The following is a 21,903-nucleotide window of genomic DNA, read 5'->3' as shown; positions in this document are numbered from 1 at the left end:
ACAGGGTAAAATATTTTACCTGCTAGATGCTATGGTGGATGTAATAGAATGCCAGAGAGAACCGAACTTTCAGAGGTCAAGCGCGCACTGTTAGCCCAATATTTGCTCAGTGACCGCCCACAGGCTACAGCCAGAAATGGTATTCCCCGGCGCTCGCCAGGAGAGATAGCACCGCTTTCTTTTGGACAACAACAAATATGGCTGCTTTCGCAACTGCAACCCGATATTCCTGTATATAATGAGCGCGTCACCGTTCACTTGCCTGGATCATTGGATGTTGATGCGCTTACAAAAAGCCTGAATGAAATCATCCGTCGGCATGAAGCATGGCGTACCATCTTTCCCCTGGTAGACGGACAGCCTGTACAGGTGATTCAACCGGCTCTCCATCTCAAACTGCCCGTTGTGGATCTGCGCCCTCTCCCAGAAGCACAGCGAGAGGCACAGGCCGTGCGCCTGGCATCTTCGGATGCCAGACGCCCTTTTGATCTTTCAAGAGGTCCATTGCTGCGCGCCTTGTTGATACAGATGGGGGACGAGGAACACAGGCTATTTTTGACGCTACACCACATCATCTTCGACGGCATCACGATATACCAGGTGTTCCTACCTGAACTGTCCGCGCTCTATGCAGCTTTCTCGGCAGGACAACCGTCGCCACTCCCCGACCTGCCTATCCAGTATGCCGATTTCGCGGCCTGGCAGCGAGAGGAGATGCAAGAGCAGGCTATGGCCCCTGGCATTGCCTATTGGAAGCAGCAGCTTGCGGGCGCCCCCGCCGCGCTTGAACTGCCCACTGATCGCCCTCGACCTGCCGTTCCTACCTATCGTGGGTTTGTACAGCCATTCACGCTGTCAGCTTCCCTCAGCGCTCGTTTGCGCGCGTTGTGCCGCCAGGAACAGGTAACGATGTACATGTTGCTGCTGGCAGCTTTCACTACCCTGCTTTATCGCTATACAGAGCAAGAGGATATCCTCATCGGTACCGCAACAGGAGGGCGTGTGCGCTCGGAACTCGAGCAGCTAATGGGGTTGTTTATGAATACGGTCGTGATGCGCTCAAAGCTATCAGGAAATCTTCGCTTCCTCGACCTCCTCAAGCAGGTTCGTGAGACCACGTTCGAGGCTCAGGCCCACGCGGATGTCCCTTTTGAATACGTGGTGAAGGAATTACAACCGCAGCGCAGTCTAAGTTACAATCCTCTCTTCCAGGTCCTGTTTGTATTCGAACCACAACACCCTGTCCTACCCTCCGGTTGGACCCTGTCCCACATGGATGCGCAAACGGGCATCTCCAAATTCGATCTCACTTTGATTGCCGAAGATCGAACCGAAGGCATCATTGGCCGCTTCGAGTATAGCACCGACCTCTTCGACGACACGACTATTCAGCGTATGATAAGTCACTGGCAAACACTGCTGGAGAGCATCGCGCAGCATCCCGATCACAAGCTATCGGAATTAGCTCTTCTAACAGAAAACGAGCGTCAACGCCTGCTGGTAGAATGGAACGCTACTACTACAGCATTTCCAGAAGAGAGGCCTGTCCACCGGCTGATTGAGGAGCAGGTCGAGCGCACACCTGATGCTGTGGCCCTGGCTTATGGCGTTGAACAGTTAACCTATCGAGCATTGAATGCGCGTGCCAACCGGCTTGCGCGCTACTTGCGACAATCAGGAGTAGGGCCGGAGGTGATAGTTGGTCTCCTGCTACCCAATAGCCTGGAAATGATAGTGGGAATGCTCGGTGTGCTCAAAGCAGGAGGCGCTTACGTGCCCTTCGATCCGGCGACGCCCTCCGACCGGCTGGCCTTTATGTTGCAGGACGCCCGCGTCTCCTTCGTCCTCACAAACAGGAACATGATGCCCGCGAGTGGGGATGTCATCACCCCATCCTCGCCGCTCTACCTGGCTATCGATGAGATTCCGGACGATAATTCGGATGACAACCCGAAAAGCCATGTACAGGGTCAGCATCTCGCATATATCATGTACACCTCTGGCTCAACCGGTCGCCCCAAAGGAGTAGCCATTACACACCAGAATCTCTGGCACTCTACCCTGGCGCGCATAGCATATTATCGCGAGCCGGTACGCAAGTACTTACTGCTCTCCGCGCTGACATTCGATAGTTCGGTCGCCGGTATTTATTGGACGTTGTGCCAGGGAGGAACGCTATTGCTGCCTGAAGAGGGAGTAGTGCGCGATCCATTCCTGCTCAGCGACCTTATCGCAAAGCAGGAGCCTTCTCACACCTTGTGCGTGCCATCATTATATAGCTTGTTGCTCGAGCAGGCATCAACGCGCCCGTTAGACTCATTGCGGACCGTCATCGTTGCCGGCGAGCGTTGTCCGAAGGCCCTGGTGGAGCGCCACTTCACCTGCCTGCCCAATAGTGCCCTTTACAACGAGTATGGGCCGACCGAGGCGACCGTCTGGTGTACCGTCTATCGCTGCCAACCGGGGGAAAAGAGAGAATCGGTGCCTATTGGTCGCCCCATTGCCAATACGCAGGTCTACGTCCTGGATTCACATCTTCAACCGGTGCCCGTTGGAGTTGCCGGGGAATTGTATGTTGGCGGAGCAGGAATAGCACGCGGTTATGTACAGCGCCCAGAAGCGACGGCCGAGCGTTTCATCCCCAATCCTTTTGTAGGAACCAGGTTTACCGCGTCCCAGGAAGGTGCCCGGCTTTATAAAACAGGGGATCGCGTGCGCTATCTGCCCGATGGCAATATTGAGTTCCTTGAGCGCACTGATCACCAGGTCAAACTGCGTGGCTATCGCATCGAGTTAGGAGAAATCGAAGAGATACTGCGCCGGCATCCAGGAGTGAGGGATGTGGCCGTGATTGCGCGGGAGGATGCCCCTGGAGATACGCGCCTGGTCGCTTATGTCGTGCCGCAAGACAACGCTGTCCTGACCATCGACGACTTACATTCTTTTATATCACTATATGTACCTGTATATATGTTTCCATCGGCTTATATACTGCTGCCGGCCCTACCATTGCTGCCGAATGGCAAGTTGGATCGTAAAGCTCTGCCTGTGCCCGGGCCAGATCAACTTCGTCTGAGTTCAAATCATGATGCATATGTTCCTCCTCGCACACACATCGAAGAGGTCGTGGCCGCTACGTGGTCTCAGGTTCTTGGCATCGAGCAGATTGGAATCTACGACGATTTCTTCACGCTGGGCGGGCATTCCCTGCTTGCTATGTACGTAGTTTCACGCCTTCATGCGACCTTAGCAGTGGAACTTCCCTTGCGCAGCTTCTTTGAAACTCCAACAATTGCCGGATTAGCCGATAAAATAATGCGAATGAAATCTAACGATACCGGGCAACAATTGCCACCAATACGGTCAGTCTCTCGCGAGCATTACCGTATGAAATTGACTTCAAATTCATTATCACTGGGTAGGAGTAGTTTGCGAGATGAATAAAAATGGCGTCATGGCTACATCTTCAAGCCATACTTCAATGGAAGAAGATGTCTATCTATTTCCAACTTCCTTCACCCAGCAAAGCCTCTGGTTCCTTCACCAGCTGGAGCCTCAAAGCGCTGCGTACAATATGCCGTCCGCCATTCGTCTAAGCTTCGCTGTGAATGAGGAGGCACTCGAGCGAAGCCTCAATGCACTAGTACAGCGTCATGAAGTCCTGCGCACCACATTTAGCATGCAGAATGGGCAGCCTGTGCAGGTCGTTAAGCCTGCCTGGAGCATCCCATTATCTATTGTTGATCTGCGGGCTTTCCCCCGATCCGAGCGAGAGAGTAAGGCGCGGAATCTTGCAGTGCAAGAAGCCATGAAACCCTTTCATCTCGCACTAGGTCCGCTTATCCGAGCAACTTTAGTCCAATTGGACGAAGAGGAGTTTGTGTTGCTGGTCAACATGCATCATAGTATTTCGGATGGCTGGTCCTTTGGTATTTTCCTGCAAGAACTGGCGCAGCTCTACGATGCCTTCGCACATGGTCGTCCATCCCCGTTGTCAGACTTGCCCATTCAATATGCCGATTTCGCGGTCTGGCAGCGCGAGCGGCTGCAGGAAGGGCATTTTGAGGAGCAAATGCATTACTGGAGGCAACAACTCAAGGATGCTCCCGCCATCCTCGAGTTGCCAGCAGATCATGTGCGCCCGTCTGTTCCCACGTTCAGGGGATCGATGCACTTATTCACATTCTCGAAAGATCTGACCGGAGACCTCAAGGCTTTGAGCCGCCAGGAAGGGGTCACGTTGCACATGCTGCTGGTCGCGGCTTTCCAGACCCTGCTTTACCGCTACTCGGGGCAGGAAGATATCGTCGTTGGCTCGCCTGTCGTTGGGCGCGCGCAATCCGAAACCGCGAGCTTAATCGGCGCCTTCGTCAATACACTGGCCTTGCGAACCGATGTATCCGGCAATCCTACTTTCAAGGAACTGCTCAGGCGCGTGCGCAAGATGACTCTGGAAGCGCAGGCGAATGCCGATGTGCCTTTCGAATACATCGTACAGCAATTGCATCCCGAGCGTGACTTGAATCAGCATCCATTCTTCCAGGTGCTGCTGTCCCTCGACCCGCCGGCGCCCGATCTTCCCCCAGGATGGACGCTCACTTACACCGACATCGATACAGAGACATCGAAGTTTGATCTATCGATCATCGCCGAAGATCGACCGGACGGCCTGACCGGCCGCTTCGAATATCGCACCACATTGTTCGATGCGACAACCATTCAACGCATGCTTGGCCACTGGCAGACACTCCTGGAAGGGGTGGTCGCCAATCCTGAACAGCATATCGTGCAATTGCCACTGCTAACCGGTGCTGAACGACAGCAGATTCTGGTAGAGTGGAACAATACCACTGCGCCCTATCATGGGGAACGCTGCGTTCATCACCTTTTCGAAGCGCAAGTGGAGCGCAATCCCGATGGGGTGGCGCTCCTTTATGGTGATGAGCGAATGATATATAAAGAGCTGAACGCACGGGCCAATCAGCTGGCACACCACTTGCAAAAACTGGGAGTCGGGCCGGAAGTGCTAGTAGGTATCTGTATGGATCGCTCCTTCGAGATGATTATAAGTCTGCTTGGCATCCTAAAAGCCGGTGGCGCCTATCTCCCGCTCGATCCGGCATATCCCAAAGAGCGGCTTGCTTTCATGCTTGCGGATGCGCAGTCCCACATCCTCCTCACGCAACAGCAATTGGCTGGAGAACTGCCAACAGATGGCCTGCACGTGATTGTTCTGGATACAGAATGGGAAAAGGTCGCTCGCGAAAGCACTGATAATCCTACCAGTGATGTCACTTCCGATAACCTTGCTTATGTCATGTATACTTCAGGTTCCACTGGCAAACCCAAGGGCGTAGAAATATGCCATCGCAGCATCAACCGCCTGGTTATCGGCGCCAATTACGCGCAGCTGGATGCCTCACAAACAATTCTGCATATGGCCCCCATTTCATTCGACGCCTCGACGTTGGAGGTATGGGGCGCTTTGTTGCATGGGGCTCGCTGCGTACTTTTCTCCGAGCAAATTCCTACTCCCAAAAGTATTGGCGCGGTCATACACAAACACAAGGTGACGACTGCCTGGCTGACCGCTTCCCTGTTCAATGCGGTGATCGACGAAGCGCCTGAAGCGCTGCTCGGCCTTCAGCAAGTCCTTACCGGCGGAGAAGCTCTCTCAGTCACTCATATTCGTCGTGCTTTAGAGTCATTGCCGCAGGCGCGGCTCATTAATGGCTACGGGCCGCATGAAACGACTACCTTCGCCTGCTGCTACACTATTCCCAGGCCATTGCCCGAAGGCATCCGCTCTATCCCTATCGGCACGCCTATCAGCAATACGCAAATATATATCCTCGACCGTTATAATAACCCTGTACCCATTGGTATTGCGGGCGAATTGCATATTGGCGGTCCAGGTCTGGCGCGTGGTTACCTGCGCCGTCCCGAACTTACCAACGAGAAGTTCATCACCCATCCGTTCAGCGAAGAGCCGGGAGCCCGCCTGTACAAGACAGGAGATATAGTGCGTTTTCTGCCGGATGGCACGATTGAGTACCTCGGGCGCAAGGACCAGCAGGTTAAACTACGCGGTTTCCGCATCGAATTAGGCGAGATCGAAGCAATACTGGGCCGGCATCCCGCCATTCGGGAAGCCGCGGTCATTGTCCACCAGAACGAACGCAGTGAAAAACGGCTGGTCGCTTACGTTGTGACGCAAAGGAAGCAGAAACTTCCAATCAGCGAACTGCGCAGCTTCCTGGGTGAAAAGCTGCCGGAGTATATGATACCGTCCGATTTTATCTTCCTGGATGCTCTCCCTCTGACACCGAATGGCAAACTGGATACACGCAGCCTGCCGGCGCCGGAATCAACCCGGCGTATGGTAGAGGATACCTACGTCGCCCCGACCCAGATGGTGCATTATCAACTGATCGAGATCTGGGAGGAACTGCTAGATGTGCGCCCTATCGGCATCCGCGATAACTTCTTTTACCTGGGAGGCCATTCTTTACTCGCCGCTCGCCTGATCGATAAAATAGAAAAGGTCTTTAAGAAGCAGCTTTCTCTTGCTACGCTTTTTAGCGGCCCGACCATTGAGCAACTCGCCAATGCTCTCAAGCGCCCTGCGGAGAGCGATTCGCGCTCTCCTGTGGTCACGATTCAGGCCGGTGGAAACCAGATCCCGTTTTTCTATTTGCCAGGAGACTGGAACAGCGGCGCATTCTATTCTTACAGGTTAGCGCAAGCTCTGGGGCCAGAACAGCCATTTTACGTGCTGGAGCGCTATAGATTTGATGGCCTGCGCATTCCGCCCACTTTCGAGGCCATCGCCGCGGAACATATCAAATCGATGCGGGCTATTCAACCCGAAGGTCCATACCGCTTAGGTGGCTTTTGCAATGGCGGGCTTGAGGCGTATGAAATAGCCAGGCAGTTAACCGCGGCAGGGCAAACCGTAGACCTGCTTGTAATGATAGACCCGGCTACTCCTGGCCCTCATGCGGCTATGCGTAATATGCTTAACCGGGTCGGCAGCCTTTTACGACTAGGGCAGGATAAACAGTTAGATATATTCCTGCTTGCCCGCCACATGCGCAAATACCTACGCCATCGCTATAGATATTTGCGCGACGAACACTATCGTAAAATGCTGCAAGGCGTGGAGCAATTTGGAACCGTCGAAAAATTCGAACTCGGTCGCGATATGTACGCTATGGGTTTCGAAATACCCCGCGTCGAAGCGTTCATTCCCAAAACCGAATACCTGCGTGATGACTGGCCCAGTGTCTATCTCTGGGTTGCCTCAGGCTATTTGCCATATCACTATCCCGGAAAGATTACATTCTTCTGGTCAGAAAAAGAGTTTCCTCATCGAGAGGAATGGTACAAGCAGGTCGAAGCGGAAAACGGGGAGGTGCATATTATTCCCGGCACGCACATGACCTGCAGAACCGATAACCTCCCCATCCTGGCCCAACACCTGCGCGAGTGCATCAGCAAGTTACAATCCTGATTGTGCAGGCCGATCAATCGCGCCCACTGCCGATTGACCGGCCTGCTATGCTTACCGGGCTAACCTGCTGGAGTGCATAACTTATGGCTTACCTCAGACCAGAAGCGACAGTGAAAGTCGCCTCGTGGCAATTTGTTTTGCCCTTTCCACATTGCTTCTTTTTATCAGGTGCGCTGGCGATCTCGAATATAGGAAATGCTGCGCCGCCGGCGAAACTGGTAGCAATATAATCACCTACCATCCATCCCTGATTCGTGTTCGCGAGCCAGGATAGGGATATTGGCCCTGCGATATTACTGGTAGGCGTCCACGTAGTCCCCCCGTCTGTTGAAGACGTATAGCCTATTTCAAGCTGGCATGTGGAAAAATTGCAATTCGCCTGCGGATAGTAGTAATAGGCTAGCACCAGATGCGCTGTGTTTCCAGAGGTAAGTGGATCAATACCAAGCCCGGGAAGAAAATGATCTATGCCGCTGCCTACCAGGTCGGCAGGAATCAATTGTACAGGAGACCAGTTGATCCCATCGCTGGAAGTCGTCATCACAAAATCATTGGCCGAGCAAGATTCCTCAAAACGGCAGTCTTGCCATACGACATACACCGTTCCTGAGCCATCGATAGCCGCTGAGATAAGCGGAGTATCGCGCAGGTTTCCGGCCACAGTATGAGCTGTTATCGAAGCCACCGTAACTGTGTTGCTCCAGCTCGCACCTCCATTCATAGAGGTGAAAGACAAGACTGCATTTGCATCCACATTATCGATAGGAACAATAACGGTTCCATCCGGCTGTACGAGGGGCTGTCCGCCTACACCAGAAGCATTATCCTGGGTACTTAATGGTTGTCCCCAGCTTAATCCACCATCATTGGACGCACTCAGTTGAATGAGGGAGTTAGGAGTGGCGTCCCATTGATCGTAACAGTTTCCATAGTAAGGACTGCTGGGGGAATTATCACAAACGATCCAATCCTTATCGAGATTTCCTTGACTGCTATCGACAACAACAGGATTTTCCCAGGTATAACCACCATCGGTTGACCTGCTTACAATCACTGCCAGGAAATGCAGTTTGTTCCTATTTTTGGTAATAGCTAGTGAAGAGATCAACCATACATTATGTTTCGCGTCATAGGCGACTGCGGGATCGGTGACATTATCATAAGGATTCTTCGGGTTCACAATCCTGGTGATGCCCGGCAGAAAGCCGTTTTGCCAGGTGATACCATTGTCGCTAGAGGTTGCCCAACCGATATTGTCGCTCCCGCCGCGATTGAACCGCCCAACCTGGAAGGTGGCCACTATAGTCGAGCCAAAGGCAAAGATATCAGGCTCAACTTCGGTCTGGTGTTCAGCTGCCTTATTTTGATAAGGGTCAGTACTCAACTGAACGCTAGCAACGCTGCCAGGTGCATGGCCATGCGCGGCAAGTGAAAAGGAATGTGAGACGAGCAAGAGCATACAACCGCTAATGAGAGCTATCGCAAGTCCAATGTACGTCAGGAAACGCGATAGTGGGGGGGACATAAACCGCATGAGTAGTAAAGATCCTTCCTTTTTGTGAATGAACTGTAGGGGCGTACCGTGTGCTGGATGAATCCACGCTCTACGGTCGCCCGTGTCTGCCTGACAAGAACAATGTTTGGCCATTTAAGGGTAGCATTTAGCAGAGGCCAGATAGGGTGAGAAAAAGTGAATATTGGATGTCTGGCGTACAATGCATGTTGAGATTACTTAACTTGCGCTTTGAGAGCAAAATGCGCAGCCAAAAAGAAGATGCCCTCGTCTCAAAGGATCAAGGGCATCTTTAATAAATGCTTAGCTGCTCGGTGTGAAGGCATACAGGCAACCGTCATTATTCCCTATGTAAAGCACGCCATTGGAAATTGTGGCCGGCCCTAAAAAAGTAGCATGACCGGGAGCGAGATGATAATCGAAAAGTATACTGCCGTCGGCAGTGCTAATCACAAGCATATCGGTACCTGCACCTATAACTATCAGACCGGGCACGGCCATAACAGGGTCCTGTACATTCGCCTTGATACAATCTTGCCAGATATAAGAACCATTGGCAGGGTTAACAGCCCTGATGCTTCCAGCACAAGTTGTCCCATTAATTGTAGTCTTGTTTCCGGCAATATACAGGTTTGTGCCATCCCAGGCGCTGGATGAGATATTATCTCCCGCGCTTGAAATCTGATCCTGCCATAGAGGACCGGCCGCAATATTTGTACGATCGAAGGCATAATAGGTACGATTCTTGTTGATAAGCCCGACCATATGGGTCAAGGTGCCATTAATAGTGGCATCGAACAGGGTAGGCGTGCTGCCGAAGTCGTTATCACCTTTCAAATTCGGCACTCTCCAGGAAGCCACTAACGAGAGGTCCAAAGCATTTAATTCTACCAGTGAAAGAGCCAGGGTCTCATGCTTACAGGCGCCGGCATTTCCGGTGCCAAAGTAAAGCATGCCTGTTGATTCATCGATAGCCACCGAACCCCAAACGGTAGCTCCTGTGCAACCATCCGGTACTGTTTTAAAGACATTCAGAATGGCCCCGGTTGCCGCATCCATCTGCACAATCTGTCCCTGTACCAGTGGACAATCGCCGAAAGAAGCAACACCCTCATAGATATCGCCATTATAGAAAGCCGGTGAACTCCAGAGGAAAGTGGCCGGCGGCAGGCCCAGCTTCGTATGCCAGATAATGCTACCGTTTGAAGCATTGAGGGCATAGAATATAGCATCTCCCCCTCCTACAAAGACAACCTGCGTATTCTGTCCATTGATCGATACAGTGGCAACAGTAGCAGTGCTCGCAACACCCGCGGCAGTGGGATGGCACCCCGCGTTTTTATCTACAGTAATTCCAAGATTCTTTGACCAGAGGCCTTTTTGATTCTTGAGATTTGTCGCCCGTTCGTGACCATCCCAGGAACCCCAGTAAAGTACGCCATTAGAGACGATAGGCTGAGCCGTGATCGTACCATTCGTCATATGTGTCCAGGATAGTGTGAGATTTGGGGCAGTGCTCGGGTTAATCACAGTCTCATTGGCGTTGAAGCTGGTACGTGCGTTACTGCCGAGAAAAGTTGTCCAGTCGCCCGTATCGGCATGTGCATTGGTCTTAGGCATCATCGCCGAAACAATCACTGTAGCGAGCACAATGGCAAGCCCGATAAAAAATATCAGAAAACTGCGCAATTTCCATGGTTGCTTTCCACTAAAGAAATGCTTCATATATTCTCTTATGAACCTCCTCGGGGGGTAGGGGTCAGATTCATAACGTCCTGGTGCAGAGTCGCTCGGGGGTAGGGGCCAGAGTATGGGATTTTAACAAAATACTGTGATAATCGACGTGCGGGGCCGATTTATCGGCCCCTGGTGGGAATCCCGCCATCATTTGTTAAACCGCATACTCTGGCCCCTACCCCCGAAGGATGGATACCCTCGCACCCGTTCATGCCTATCAACGTTTATTTGGAGCGAGCTGAGCCACCTGGCGCGAAAGCATAAAGGTCTCCGTGGGCATCTCCTATATAAAGGACACCATTCGAGATCGTTGCTGAACCCTGGAAGACCGCTCCTGGCCGCGTAGCAGTGTAGCTGTACAGGATAGTTCCATTTGTGGCATCAGCTACGTTGAACGTATTGCCATCGCCGAAGACGACCAGGCCCGGTACACCCATCGTCCACAAGGCCGGACCCTGGTTAAGGCAATCTTGCCACAGGTACGAGCCATCTGCCGGGTTGATCGCGCTCACGCTGGATGCGCACTGCGTTCCATTTATCGTCGTGGCATCCGCGGCCACATAGAGGGTCGTCCCATCCCAGGTACTTGCCTCGGTGTTGACTTTATAGCTGCCTTTCTGCGGCGCTGCCAACTGATCTTGCCACAACGGGCCGGCACTAAGATTCGTGCGATCAAGAGCATAGTAGGTTCCGTTGTTACTGAGTGCGCCTACCATCTGATACAAAGTGCCGTTGATTGTTGCCGAGAAGAGCGTCGGGGTGCTTCTGAAGTCAAGCCCGCTCTTGGTCGATGGTATCTGCCAGGAATTGACATAGGACAGGTCCGTCGTATTCAATTCTACAATTGCATTCGCATAAGGCTCTGCTTGCGAGCAGGTGCCGGGTGCTCCGGTAGCGAAGTACAGCATACCTGTCTGCTCATCGATTGCCGCGGAACCCCAGATAGGCGCACCGGTGCAACCGCTGGGCACAGTGCTGAAGGTGTTTAAAATTTGTCCTGTCGCCGCATCCAACTGATAGAATTTCGATTGTGCGCTCACGCAACTGCCCTGGACACCCGTGCCGATGTACAGGTCGCCGTTATAGAACGCTACCGAACCCCAGATGAAGTGCAGTGGGCCACCCAGTGGGGTACGCCAGATTTGTTTACCCGTCATAGCATCCAGCGCATAGAAATTGGAGAGCGCCCCACCTTCGAAGTCCACCGATGTCGGTTGCCCATTGATTGTAACGGTGGCAACGGTCGAGGTACCCACTACACCTACCTTAGGTGGTTCGCAGCTCTTCCTGGACGAAAGGCCGAGATCATGTGTCCAGATATTGTTGCCGTTATTCAGCTTTGTCGCCTGCACGCGGCCAGACCAGAGGCCCCAGTAGAGCAGGTTATTCGCCACCACCGGTTGCGACGTGATGGGCGCCTCGCAACATGTCGATTTCTCCCAGACAAGCTGCAAGCTTGAGGCAGTTGATGGATTGATGATGGTCTCCGAACTATTGAAATTGCTTCGACCATTATCCCCCAGATAAGTCGTCGGCCAGCCTGGATTGTCAGCATGTGCATGCTGCAACCGTGGCAGCACCACAGAGAGTGTGATTGTGAATACTATTACCAGTAATAGCAGGCATCGCAGCCAGATAGGCGTGAAGAGCCGCTTTACGCCATTGAACACAGCATTCATTGTTCTTTCCCTTCCTTTTGCACCTATACACCTTGCATATGGTTCCTTGATAGGGTAGAGGAAACAGGTGAAGACTGTGTAAATAACGGGTAGAGAAGTGGTTAAAATAACTCTTCAAGCATTCAAATGTTACCGGATTGGCCGCTGGAAAACCTCGTACAAGAGAATACGCTTGCTCACTTCAGGTTATAAAACCTTAACCTGAAGTTGCTAATAATTACCATATCTTAATTGGGCTTCTGTAAGACAACGATAGTAAGCATGATACAGTATGAAGGAGCCGTAAACATCCTAAAATGTTCCGATAGTAAACCTGTAGGGGCGAACCCTGGTGGTCGCCCGCTCCACGCGCCAGACCACGTTTGACAAAGTAACAGGTATCGATGTGCCAGGACATCAAAGCACGATCAAGAGGTAAAAGGCAGTAATATTGCATGGTGAACCAACTTGAACAATTACCGAAAGATCAATCACACAGGCACCTTCACCGGCTGCGTCTTCAACCGCTAGCAGAGCTTGAGGACGATGATATAACGCTGAAAGTGCCGAGAATTGGTAGATTGAGGCGGTCCGAGAACATAATCACCCCGCCACTGTCTGACTTTCTCACCCCATCACTGCCTGACCTTGAGCCATGGGAGGTGGAGCAACTTCAATTCATACCTGAAGAGACTAAAGTAGAGGATCAGACCTTCGACGCGGATGACCCTGATCTTGAGAAGCTTGCTACGATTCCGATGATGGTGCTCGATGGCATCTCGAAGCAGCAAGGTACGGCGACGCCGGTAATGGCTTCAGAGATCACAGGCGCGGCGAGTAATGCCAGTATTGTGGGCCTCGGCAATATCGCCGGTTACGTCTTCAAGTATGCCAACAATCTACTGATCCAACGTGGGCTGCACGCCAGCTTCTTTGGCCTCTATTCGCTCAGTATGTCGGTCGTCACGCTGGTCTCATCCATATTCGATCTTGGTATGGACAATGCCATGATTCGTTACATGGCCATCTATCGTGGCAAAAAGCAGACACATTTGTTGCGCACGCTGACAATCTTTTGCACCACCCTGGTTAGCATCACCGGCATATTGGGCGGATTGTTAGTTCTCTTTTTCGCCACTCCTCTAGCCACGCTGCAAAATAAACCCGATATCGCGCCATTTTTACAATACATGGCCCCATTAGTTCCATTGTTATGCTTGCAGACCGTCTGGCTGGGCGGTTTACAGGGACTGAAAGAATTCAAGCAGCGTGTCTTGATACAGCGGTTCGTGATACCTTTGAGTACGTTTCTCCTCATGCTCATCGCTATCTTATTCTTCCGCAACATCACCGGCATTGTCATCGTGACCTTCCTCGGTGTGCTGCTTACCGATGTCATCAACCTGTATTTTCTCTTTCGCGCGGTTTCTCGTCTCACAAAAGCCGGAATGGTCGAAAACGAAACCTACCAGGCGCGAGAGTGGATGGGATTCGCCGTACCTAATTTTTTGACGACGATTATCAGCACCGTCCTGGACTCCGTTGATACCTTGCTGCTCGCCTTCTATGTACCAGCGGCGGCCATTGGGCAATATGCTGCCGGTCTCAAAATAACCGGTTTTATCTCGATGCCTCTCAGCACCATCAATGTCATTTTCACGCCTACGATAGCCGAACTCTACGCGAAAAAAGAGATGCAGAAGCTGTCCGCCATGTTCAAAATTATGACAAAGTGGTCCGTTGTGCTCTGCCTGCCGATTTTTGGCATAAGTGTCATCTTCGCTGCCCCTTTGCTTGAAATATCGGGCCGCGATTTCGTATCAGGAGCGGGAATCCTGATCGTACTGGCAATCGGTGATATATTGACCGTTGCCGGCGGTTCCGGTGGCTACATGCTTCTTATGACGGGCCACCAGAAGGTTTCGGTCTTCAATTCCCTGGCCGTGGTTATTCTCAATGTCGTTCTCGGTATCATCCTGACCCAGCACTATGGCGCATTTGGCACCGCAATCAGTACCAGCGCAGCGCTGATCGCGATCAATGCCGCGCGGGTCGTCGAAATTCAACTTTTGCTCAAAATGCATCCCTATCGCCTGGACATGTTGAAACCCCTGGGAGCAGGACTGATCAGCGGACTGTTCACGGCTATTCTCCTCTTCCTGCTTGATAAGGTCATTGCCTCCAACTCCTTCTTGAGTACGCAATTCCCGATCCAGCTCATACTGGTGCCGGTATTCCTGACCGCTTACGTCGCATTGCTGGTGCTGTTCAAAATCGACCCCGAAGACCGCATCATCGTGGATAGGCTGTTCAAAAAGGTTCCTTTTGGGAAAGGCAAGCGGGCTGATTAAAGGAATTCCCCAACTTCTCCTGACACACGAAAGCGAAAAGGTCATTGTATAGGCTGCCAGTCCCGCGGACGCCAATTGCACCACCCGATGGTTGCATGCAACACATGCAATTTAATCGCAACCATACCCTCAGCCGGCACATTGTAAATCGAGCCATCAAAACGAATACCCACTGCGATTGGCGCATTCGTGACACGCACCTTATATGCATTCGATACCGCGTTACCTTTCTGTAAGAGTACAAGAGGCTTTTCGTCATATTGAGCAAACTTTAAGCGGTTCTCCTTAGGGGTGCCATCAGTGATCATGGCAAATGTCAATTCGTTACCGAATCTCTTCAGCAATTCCATGTATTCAGGTATCGCCTCATTACAAGGGCCACAGTTCGCAGAGGAGAAGATGAGGACCACCCCTTTTCTCGTCGCCTCGTTCTTATCGTCGATACTTTCCTCATTTGGTAGCAGATCTTTGAGAGTATAGGTCTTGCTGGTGAAGATGTCAGGAAGCTCAAAGTCGGGAGCATCTTCATCTTCTTCTAGTCCATGGAACTCCTCCTCAACAAGAGCAACACCATACTCTTCCCATGACTCAAGCCGCTTCAGCAAGTGCTTTACTTGTACTTTCATCTGCACCAGAACCCAGATTTCAAAAGAGATAAACCCGATCAGGATCATTGCCGCGATCAGCCCAAAATTCTCGAAAGCCGGAAGTGTGGAAAGTCCGGTGACTATACCTCTACCAAGACCACTGATTACTATTCCCACTCCGGCAAGCACAATCAGGATTCCATTGCGGATCAAGGAGAGTTTTTTCTGCCGAATCTTCTTTTCTACTAGTTGATCATGCTCGGCCGCCAGTCGTGCTTGCTCATCCAGCCTGGGTTTATCCTCTATCTGGTGAAGCGTCTCAATGGCTTCGGTGAGTTCAGCCACAGTTGGAAACTCGAAGATGGTACGTAGTGATACCTTCAATTGGAGGGTATCGCTTATACGATAGGCGATTTGAGTAGCTAATAAGGAGTGTCCCCCTAATTCGAAGAAGTTGTCATGAATCCCCACCTGATCCAGCTTGAGTACCTCACTCCAGATTCTTGCCACAAGTTTCTCAACGGGAGTGCGAGGGGCTGCGTAGTCATTGTCCATGAGGGAGCGGCTGTTCTCAGGCATAGGCAAAGCATGGTGATCCACCTTGCCATTAGGAGTGAGTGGCAGGGTCTCCAACAACACAAAAGCCGACGGGAGCATGTAGGCAGGCAATCGTTTTGCAAGAAAGCGACGTAAATCAACCTGTGTTGGAAGCTCTTGTTGCTGTCGCGCAACGACATAGGCCACCAGTTGTGTGTCTCCAAACGCCTCCCCGCGTTGCTGCTCTTTCCCTGGTGTGCGGGCAATAACCACGGCCTCACTCACAGCCGGGTGTTTCGCCAGGACAGCTTCGATTTCGCCCAACTCAATGCGATAGCCATGGATTTTGACCTGTGTATCAGTACGTCCCAGGTATTCAATCTGACCATCCGGTAGATAACGCGCCAGGTCCCCCGTCTTATAGAGCCGTTCTCCCAGCTCGCTGCTAAAGGGATTGGGGAGGAAGCGTTCAGCCGTTAACTCGGGCCGCCCTAAGTAGCCGCGAGCCAGGCATATCCCCGCAATATAAAGTTCTCCTGCTACCCCAATAGGAACGGGTTGCAAGTGCGCATCCAGCAGGTAAATCGACACATGTGGAATTGGCCGCCCAATCAGCACCTCGCGCTCCTGCTTTGTCTGCTGTGAATCCCCTTGCAGTTCAGCCATCGTCACCGCTATCGTTGCCTCAGTTGGACCATATGTATTAAAGAATCGCACCTGTTGGTCTACCTTCTTCCGCCATATCGCCAACTGTTCCGGCAATGCGCGCTCCCCACCAATAATTACCCTGCGTATAGTTGGAGGAAGCGATACTGCATCCCTTTCCAGGCTGCGTGTCAGTTCGTGCCAGTAAGCCGTCGGCAGGTTCAACGTCGTGATGGACCAGGCCTGGCACTGTTGCAGAAACGTAGCCACTGAGTTGAGCATGATGTCGGTTCGTAAATAGAGGGTTGCTCCACTGATGAGGCAAGGATAGATCTCCTCGGCACTGGCATCGAAACTGATCGATGCAAACTGCAGCACATGATCATCGGGTAGCAGCCCAAACCTCTCCCGCGCATACTCAATATAGTTGGTCAAGGCATGATGGAGTATCATCACCCCCTTGGGTTGCCCGGTTGAGCCTGATGTATATATTACATAGGCCAGGTGCGCTGGCTGGACGCCGCTGGCTACATTCGTCGTACTTTCCTGAGCAATAAGAGGCCAGTCCGAGTCCAGATAGACTGATCTGGCTGTATGAGTTGGAAGGGCATGAGCTAGCCTTTGTTGTGTGAGCAGGATGGCTATCTGGGAATCCTCGAGCAGAAAGGCGAGCCGCTCCTTCGGGTAGGTCGGATCAATAGGCACATAAGCGCTCCCCGCCTTAAGAATACCCAGAAGTCCAACGATCATGCCTACAGAACGATCCAGGCAGATCCCCACCAGCACTTCTGGTCCTGCTCCAGCTTTCTGTAAATAGCGTGCTAGTTGATTGGCACGCGCATTGAGCTCGCTATAGGTCAGCTGCTCATCCTCGAATACTAACGCGATGGCATCAGGGGTACGCTCAACCTGCTCCTCAAACAGTTCGTGGATGCATTTGTCATGCGGATAGGTTTTCGCTGTATGGTTCCACTCGATAAGTAGCTGCTGCCGCTCGGATGCACTCAGTAACGGGAGTAACCAGATGGATTGTTCAGGATCAGCTACCATGCCTTCCAACAGCGTTTGCAGGTGAGTCGCCATACGTGCAATCGTCTCGGCCTCGAACAGGTCAATATTGTACTCCAATACACCCCTCAGTCCGGTTTCGCTCTCCTCCATGGTTAGCGTCAAATCAAACCTGGCCGTATGGGTCTCGATCTCCAGAGGTTCCGAAGTCAGGTTGCTTAGTTCTAGAGTGCGTTGTGGCGCATCCTGCAGGACGAACATGACCTGGAATAATGGATTGCGGCTCAGGTCGCGTTTGGGCTGGAGAGCTTCCACAATCTGCTCAAAAGGCAGATCCTGGTGAGCGTAAGTATCCAGTACCATTTTGCGCACCTGCTGCAATAACTCCCGTACTGTAGGTTCGCCGCTCAAACGTGTGCGTAAGACCAGCGTGTTGACAAAGCAGCCGATAAGCGGCTCAATTTCGGCACGAGTGCGATTGGGGATGAGGCTACCAACCACAATATCATTCTCACCGCTATAACGGACCAGCAGCAGTTGGAAAGCCGCTAGCAAGGTCATGAACAGGGTAACGTCCTCGCGCTGGCTCAATGCCCGTACAGCCAGCTTGAGCGGCTCAGGCAGTTGGAAGACGTAGCGTCCTCCCCGAAAGCGTTGAACATCTGGGCGAGGATAATCGGTGGGTAAGCGTAAAGGATCAGGGAGGTCCCGCAATTGCTCTCGCCAGTAGGCGAGTTGCGTGTCAAGAACCTCACCCTGCAACCACTGGCGTTGCCAGAAGGCGAAGTCGGCGTATTGGATGCTCAGAGGAGGCAAAGACAAGGGCTGTTGCTGGATGAAAGCCTGGTAGAAGGAGGTCAATTCATGCATGAAGACGCCCATGGACCAGCTATCACAGATGATGGAATGGAAAGTAAGCAACAGGATGTGTTCGTTGGGATTCAAGCGCAGCAGGGTGGCGCGTAAAAGCTGCTTGCTGGCCAGGTCAATAGGCTTCTCTAACTCTTGTAGCATGAGCTGCTGGGTCTGGACTTCGCGCTCAGAGGGTGCCATTTGTGACAAATCGACCAGGGGTACTGGCAAATCTAAGCTGGGGGCAATGATCTGCCGGGGTTCACCATTCATCGTAAGGATGGAGGTACGCAGCGTTTCATGGCGTTGCACAATAGCTTGCAGACTACGTTGTAAGGCTTCCATATCCAGAGGGCCAGAGAGGCGTATGGCCAGGGGCAAAAGATAGGTGATGCTACCGGGTTCCAGTTGATCGAGCAACCAGAACCGTTGCTGTGCAAAGGAAAGTGGCAATGGGCCTTCCCTTGGAACTGGTTGCAAGGTGGCCATCGGCAGGCTCCCCGCATTACTGCCGCTTTCCCTCTGCGGATGAATGGTATCAGGGTTCTCAGTCGTTAGCATCTTATGACCTCCTCTTAACCAGAGTTCATCATTCCAGGCGATATAGAAGCGTTGTAGGAACCTCAGGATGCCCCGAGCAAAGACCACATAGCTATACAGCAGGCATCCATAACAGTGAGGCTTACCTCAAATCGAGAAAGGCAAGAGTTGTCTTCGTCACGACGAGGGGCTTGTCGTGATAGAAGAAATCAAAAACAGCTTCTTTATCAGCTCCTCCCCAGAAGCAGAAAAGGGCTTGAGAAAACTAGAACCTATCAATAATCTAGCGTACCTCATTATAGCTCAAAAGTAAAGGATTTTAGAAGCACAAACCAGATAGCTTCTTTAAATAAGTATAATTACCTACTGGATGACAACAGGTAATCATACTTATATTTGATATATGATGGTTTTTCCTGAATGATAGATCTGAAACATGATTCCAAAATCTACCGGGTTGTGCAACGAGACAAACTCAAGTCTAGAAATGGCCCCACCCATTGTAGGTCGTTGTATCCAGGACAGCGAACCAATCGAAATCGGTGAAGCTTTGGGTGTTGAGTGGTTCATAGCTCCTGTTCTTTTGACTGCCAGAGCGAATCGGCAGTGTCGCCATTTCCTCGGCAGGAAGCCCTTGCCCTTGATGGGTGGGAATGAACCGCACCGGCCCAGGAGCGGCTGTGAACCGTGCCTCAAGCGTCCCGGCTTCCGGCTGGCCTATCCCATTGGCTACTGATTCGCCTATGGCTGAGCCGATGACGGCATAGCGGCGACCGAACCGTTCATGTAGATGAGATCCAACGGGCCACAAGTTCATCGTCTCATTCCCCCAGTGCCATTGCATCTTTCCACGCTTGAGATGGCTATTGTGGGCAAAAACCAGGACCTTGCCTCGCCCCTGTTCGCGGGAGACGATATATTCCAGATTCTCTGCCATCATAGCGTCGCGTGTATTGAACAGTCTCTCCTGGCGTTTCTCCGACGCTTGCGCTAACGCCGCATGATAGTGTAAGAGCTGTCGTGCCACCACAGCATAGTGCATAGCTTCTCGATAGCGGCTCCCATCGCTTTTGGCGACCAGTTCGGGATGGCGCACGCGCAGTTCTGCAATTAGCTCCTCGGTCTCGATCCGCAATGCGGTTGCCTCCGGTGATCGACCGATCGCTTGCGTCGGGTCAAACGCGGCAGCCGGATTCTCCCAGGCAGCGTCCTCTCCGAGCAGCGGATCGATACGCTGGCGATACTCCTGGCCGAGGACCTCATCAACTGAACTGAGGTAATCAAGCGCGACATACAGAGTCTGGCGGGGACTATCTGCAATGATATCGGTCGGGCTATCAAATCCATAGAACTGGAGTTTTGTCGGGTGAGCTGGATTAGCATTGTAGCGTCTCATCCACTCGATCAGCTCGCGATTCGCTTCGAATGTTCCGAACCCGTGGCTCCATCCAGTCTCCTGCACTGCCTCATAGGATGCCGGACCGCGTCCAAGCACGTAGTCGTTGGTGACAGACCCCCGAGGAAAACTGCTCTCAACGGCAATGGCGCTATAGCCATGGGCTTCGACAAGGCGTTGGAAGACCTGGTTGCGCAGGACAAGCAACTCTTCCCCTCCATGGAGTGCCTCTCCAAAGCCAAGCAATGCCACCTCATCGCCAGGTGAGTCGACCACCGTATCAACGGCGGCGTTGAAGTCCGGGCGAGAATCGAGCGAGCATCGAATCATCTCGTGCGCTATCCAGCCGTCAAGTGTCGAATATACTTCTGCTGTGTTTGTCATGAGACTACCTTTCATTGTTTTCACTGTACCATTTATCCAATGAGAAATCTTCTCCTCCTCCGGACTATTTTGTTAAAATTCGTCATACATCTCCGATCCAGCCTGGCCGGGCTTTTTCTGGATCACATGCCTAATCTACAACACAGATGCAATATTGGAGGGTTAGCAAGCGGAATATTCTTATGCCATGTGGTATAAAGAGACATGTATGGAAGAGAAGTCTCTATAACGTTCTTGAGAGTTTTACATGGAACTTCGTCATGCTTTGCGTCCTATTGATCTGGCCAGAGCTGCAGGCATCAGCGTTCAGCAGGTGCGCAACTATGAGAGCCTGGGCCTGTTGCCGGCAGCTTCACGGAGCAAGAGCGGCTACCGTCTCTACACCCGGCGCCATCTTGCCGCGCTCAAGACCGCTCGTGCCCTGATTGGTGGCTATGGCTGGCCGCGCGTGCCGAAGATCATGCAGGCCCTTCATCAGGATGACCTTTCAGCTGCACTTGCACTGATCGACTCGCGCCATGCCGAGCTTGCCAGCAAGCGCCGGGAATGCGAGCAGACGCTCAGCGCCCTGCATGCCCTGGCCGCGCAACCCGAGCCCCGGCAAAGTGGCCGCCCTCCTCAATCGTTGCGGGTGGGAGAGGCGGCCAGACAGGTTGGTGTGCGCGTCTCAGCCCTGCATTTCTGGGAGCAGCAGGGCCTTTTGCATCCGTTGCGCGACCGGAGCAGCCACTATCGCCTCTACGACGAGCAACAGATGCGGCGCCTGCGCCTAGTGGTTCTCCTCAGAGAGGCCGGCTACAACTTCTCCGTCATTCGGTCTGTCCTGGACGAGATGGCGGCAGGCCGGCCAGAACAGGCAATTGTGGCGGTAGAGAAGAGGCGCGAGGAACTGACGTTGACAAGCTGGAAGTGCATCGAAGCCCTGGCCTGCTTCCATCGCTATGTGCAGGAGTTTTGTGGAGAGCTTCTCGCCAGAGACTCCCTCCTGGAGAGTATCCAATTATGCCTTTGTTGCTCTATGACACAGTGCGCGAAACGCTGATAGCATTAATTGTTGTATTGCCTATCGCGTTATTAAGGTGGTGGTCTGAAACAGGCTTTACGCGTGGTGTAAATGGGCAAGGAATCTTACTCTGTCTGCTGCCACTTCTATTCATTGTCGGACCAACATTACTGTCCTTG

General features: G+C 52.3%; 9 protein-coding genes. 4 read left to right on the top strand and 5 right to left on the bottom strand.

Annotated features, from left to right (window positions below; genetic code table 11):
- The first annotated feature begins 48 nt into the window (after positions 1-48).
- Positions 49-3,444, top strand: coding sequence for an amino acid adenylation domain-containing protein (locus tag VFA09_20780; GenBank protein ID HZU69721.1), 3,396 nt, complete (start codon positions 49-51; stop codon positions 3,442-3,444).
- On the top strand, positions 3,437-7,513 hold the full coding sequence (locus VFA09_20775; GenBank protein HZU69720.1) for an amino acid adenylation domain-containing protein: 4,077 nt from the start codon (positions 3,437-3,439) through the stop codon (positions 7,511-7,513). Before VFA09_20780 ends, VFA09_20775 begins: the two co-directional genes overlap by 8 nt.
- A gap of 88 nt (positions 7,514-7,601) precedes the next feature.
- Here VFA09_20775 and VFA09_20770 read toward each other — a convergent pair whose 3' ends face one another.
- The 3 genes from VFA09_20770 to VFA09_20760 form a co-directional block, all read right to left on the bottom strand.
- Positions 7,602-9,047, bottom strand: a complete 1,446-nt coding sequence (locus VFA09_20770; protein ID HZU69719.1) for a sialidase family protein — start codon at positions 9,045-9,047, stop codon at positions 7,602-7,604.
- A gap of 282 nt (positions 9,048-9,329) precedes the next feature.
- Positions 9,330-10,751 (bottom strand): PQQ-binding-like beta-propeller repeat protein, encoded by a 1,422-nt coding sequence (locus VFA09_20765; protein ID HZU69718.1) that lies wholly within the window; start codon positions 10,749-10,751, stop codon positions 9,330-9,332.
- Between the two features lie 236 nt (positions 10,752-10,987).
- On the bottom strand, positions 10,988-12,442 hold the full coding sequence (locus VFA09_20760) for a PQQ-binding-like beta-propeller repeat protein (protein ID HZU69717.1): 1,455 nt from the start codon (positions 12,440-12,442) through the stop codon (positions 10,988-10,990).
- 434 nt (positions 12,443-12,876) lie between these two features.
- Between VFA09_20760 and VFA09_20755 the strand changes: the two genes are divergently transcribed.
- Positions 12,877-14,772 (top strand): oligosaccharide flippase family protein, encoded by a 1,896-nt coding sequence (locus VFA09_20755; GenBank protein HZU69716.1) that lies wholly within the window; start codon positions 12,877-12,879, stop codon positions 14,770-14,772.
- A 41-nt stretch (positions 14,773-14,813) separates the two neighbouring features.
- On the opposite strand, the gene VFA09_20750 is transcribed toward VFA09_20755, so the two are convergent.
- Positions 14,814-18,962: an amino acid adenylation domain-containing protein gene (locus VFA09_20750; protein HZU69715.1), complete on the bottom strand. Its 4,149-nt coding sequence runs from the start codon at positions 18,960-18,962 to the stop codon at positions 14,814-14,816.
- A gap of 460 nt (positions 18,963-19,422) precedes the next feature.
- Positions 19,423-20,721, bottom strand: a complete 1,299-nt coding sequence (locus tag VFA09_20745) for an erythromycin esterase family protein (GenBank protein HZU69714.1) — start codon at positions 20,719-20,721, stop codon at positions 19,423-19,425.
- A 247-nt stretch (positions 20,722-20,968) separates the two neighbouring features.
- On the opposite strand from VFA09_20745, the gene VFA09_20740 reads away from it, so the two are divergent.
- Positions 20,969-21,763 (top strand): MerR family transcriptional regulator, encoded by a 795-nt coding sequence (locus tag VFA09_20740; protein ID HZU69713.1) that lies wholly within the window; start codon positions 20,969-20,971, stop codon positions 21,761-21,763.
- Positions 21,764-21,903: the final 140 nt, after the last annotated feature.

The organism is Ktedonobacteraceae bacterium (assembly GCA_035653615.1).
In the GTDB taxonomy this organism is placed as follows: domain Bacteria; phylum Chloroflexota; class Ktedonobacteria; order Ktedonobacterales; family Ktedonobacteraceae; genus DASRBN01.
Note: the sequence above shows the minus strand (reverse complement) of the source record. Positions and strands in the feature narration are given on the sequence as shown.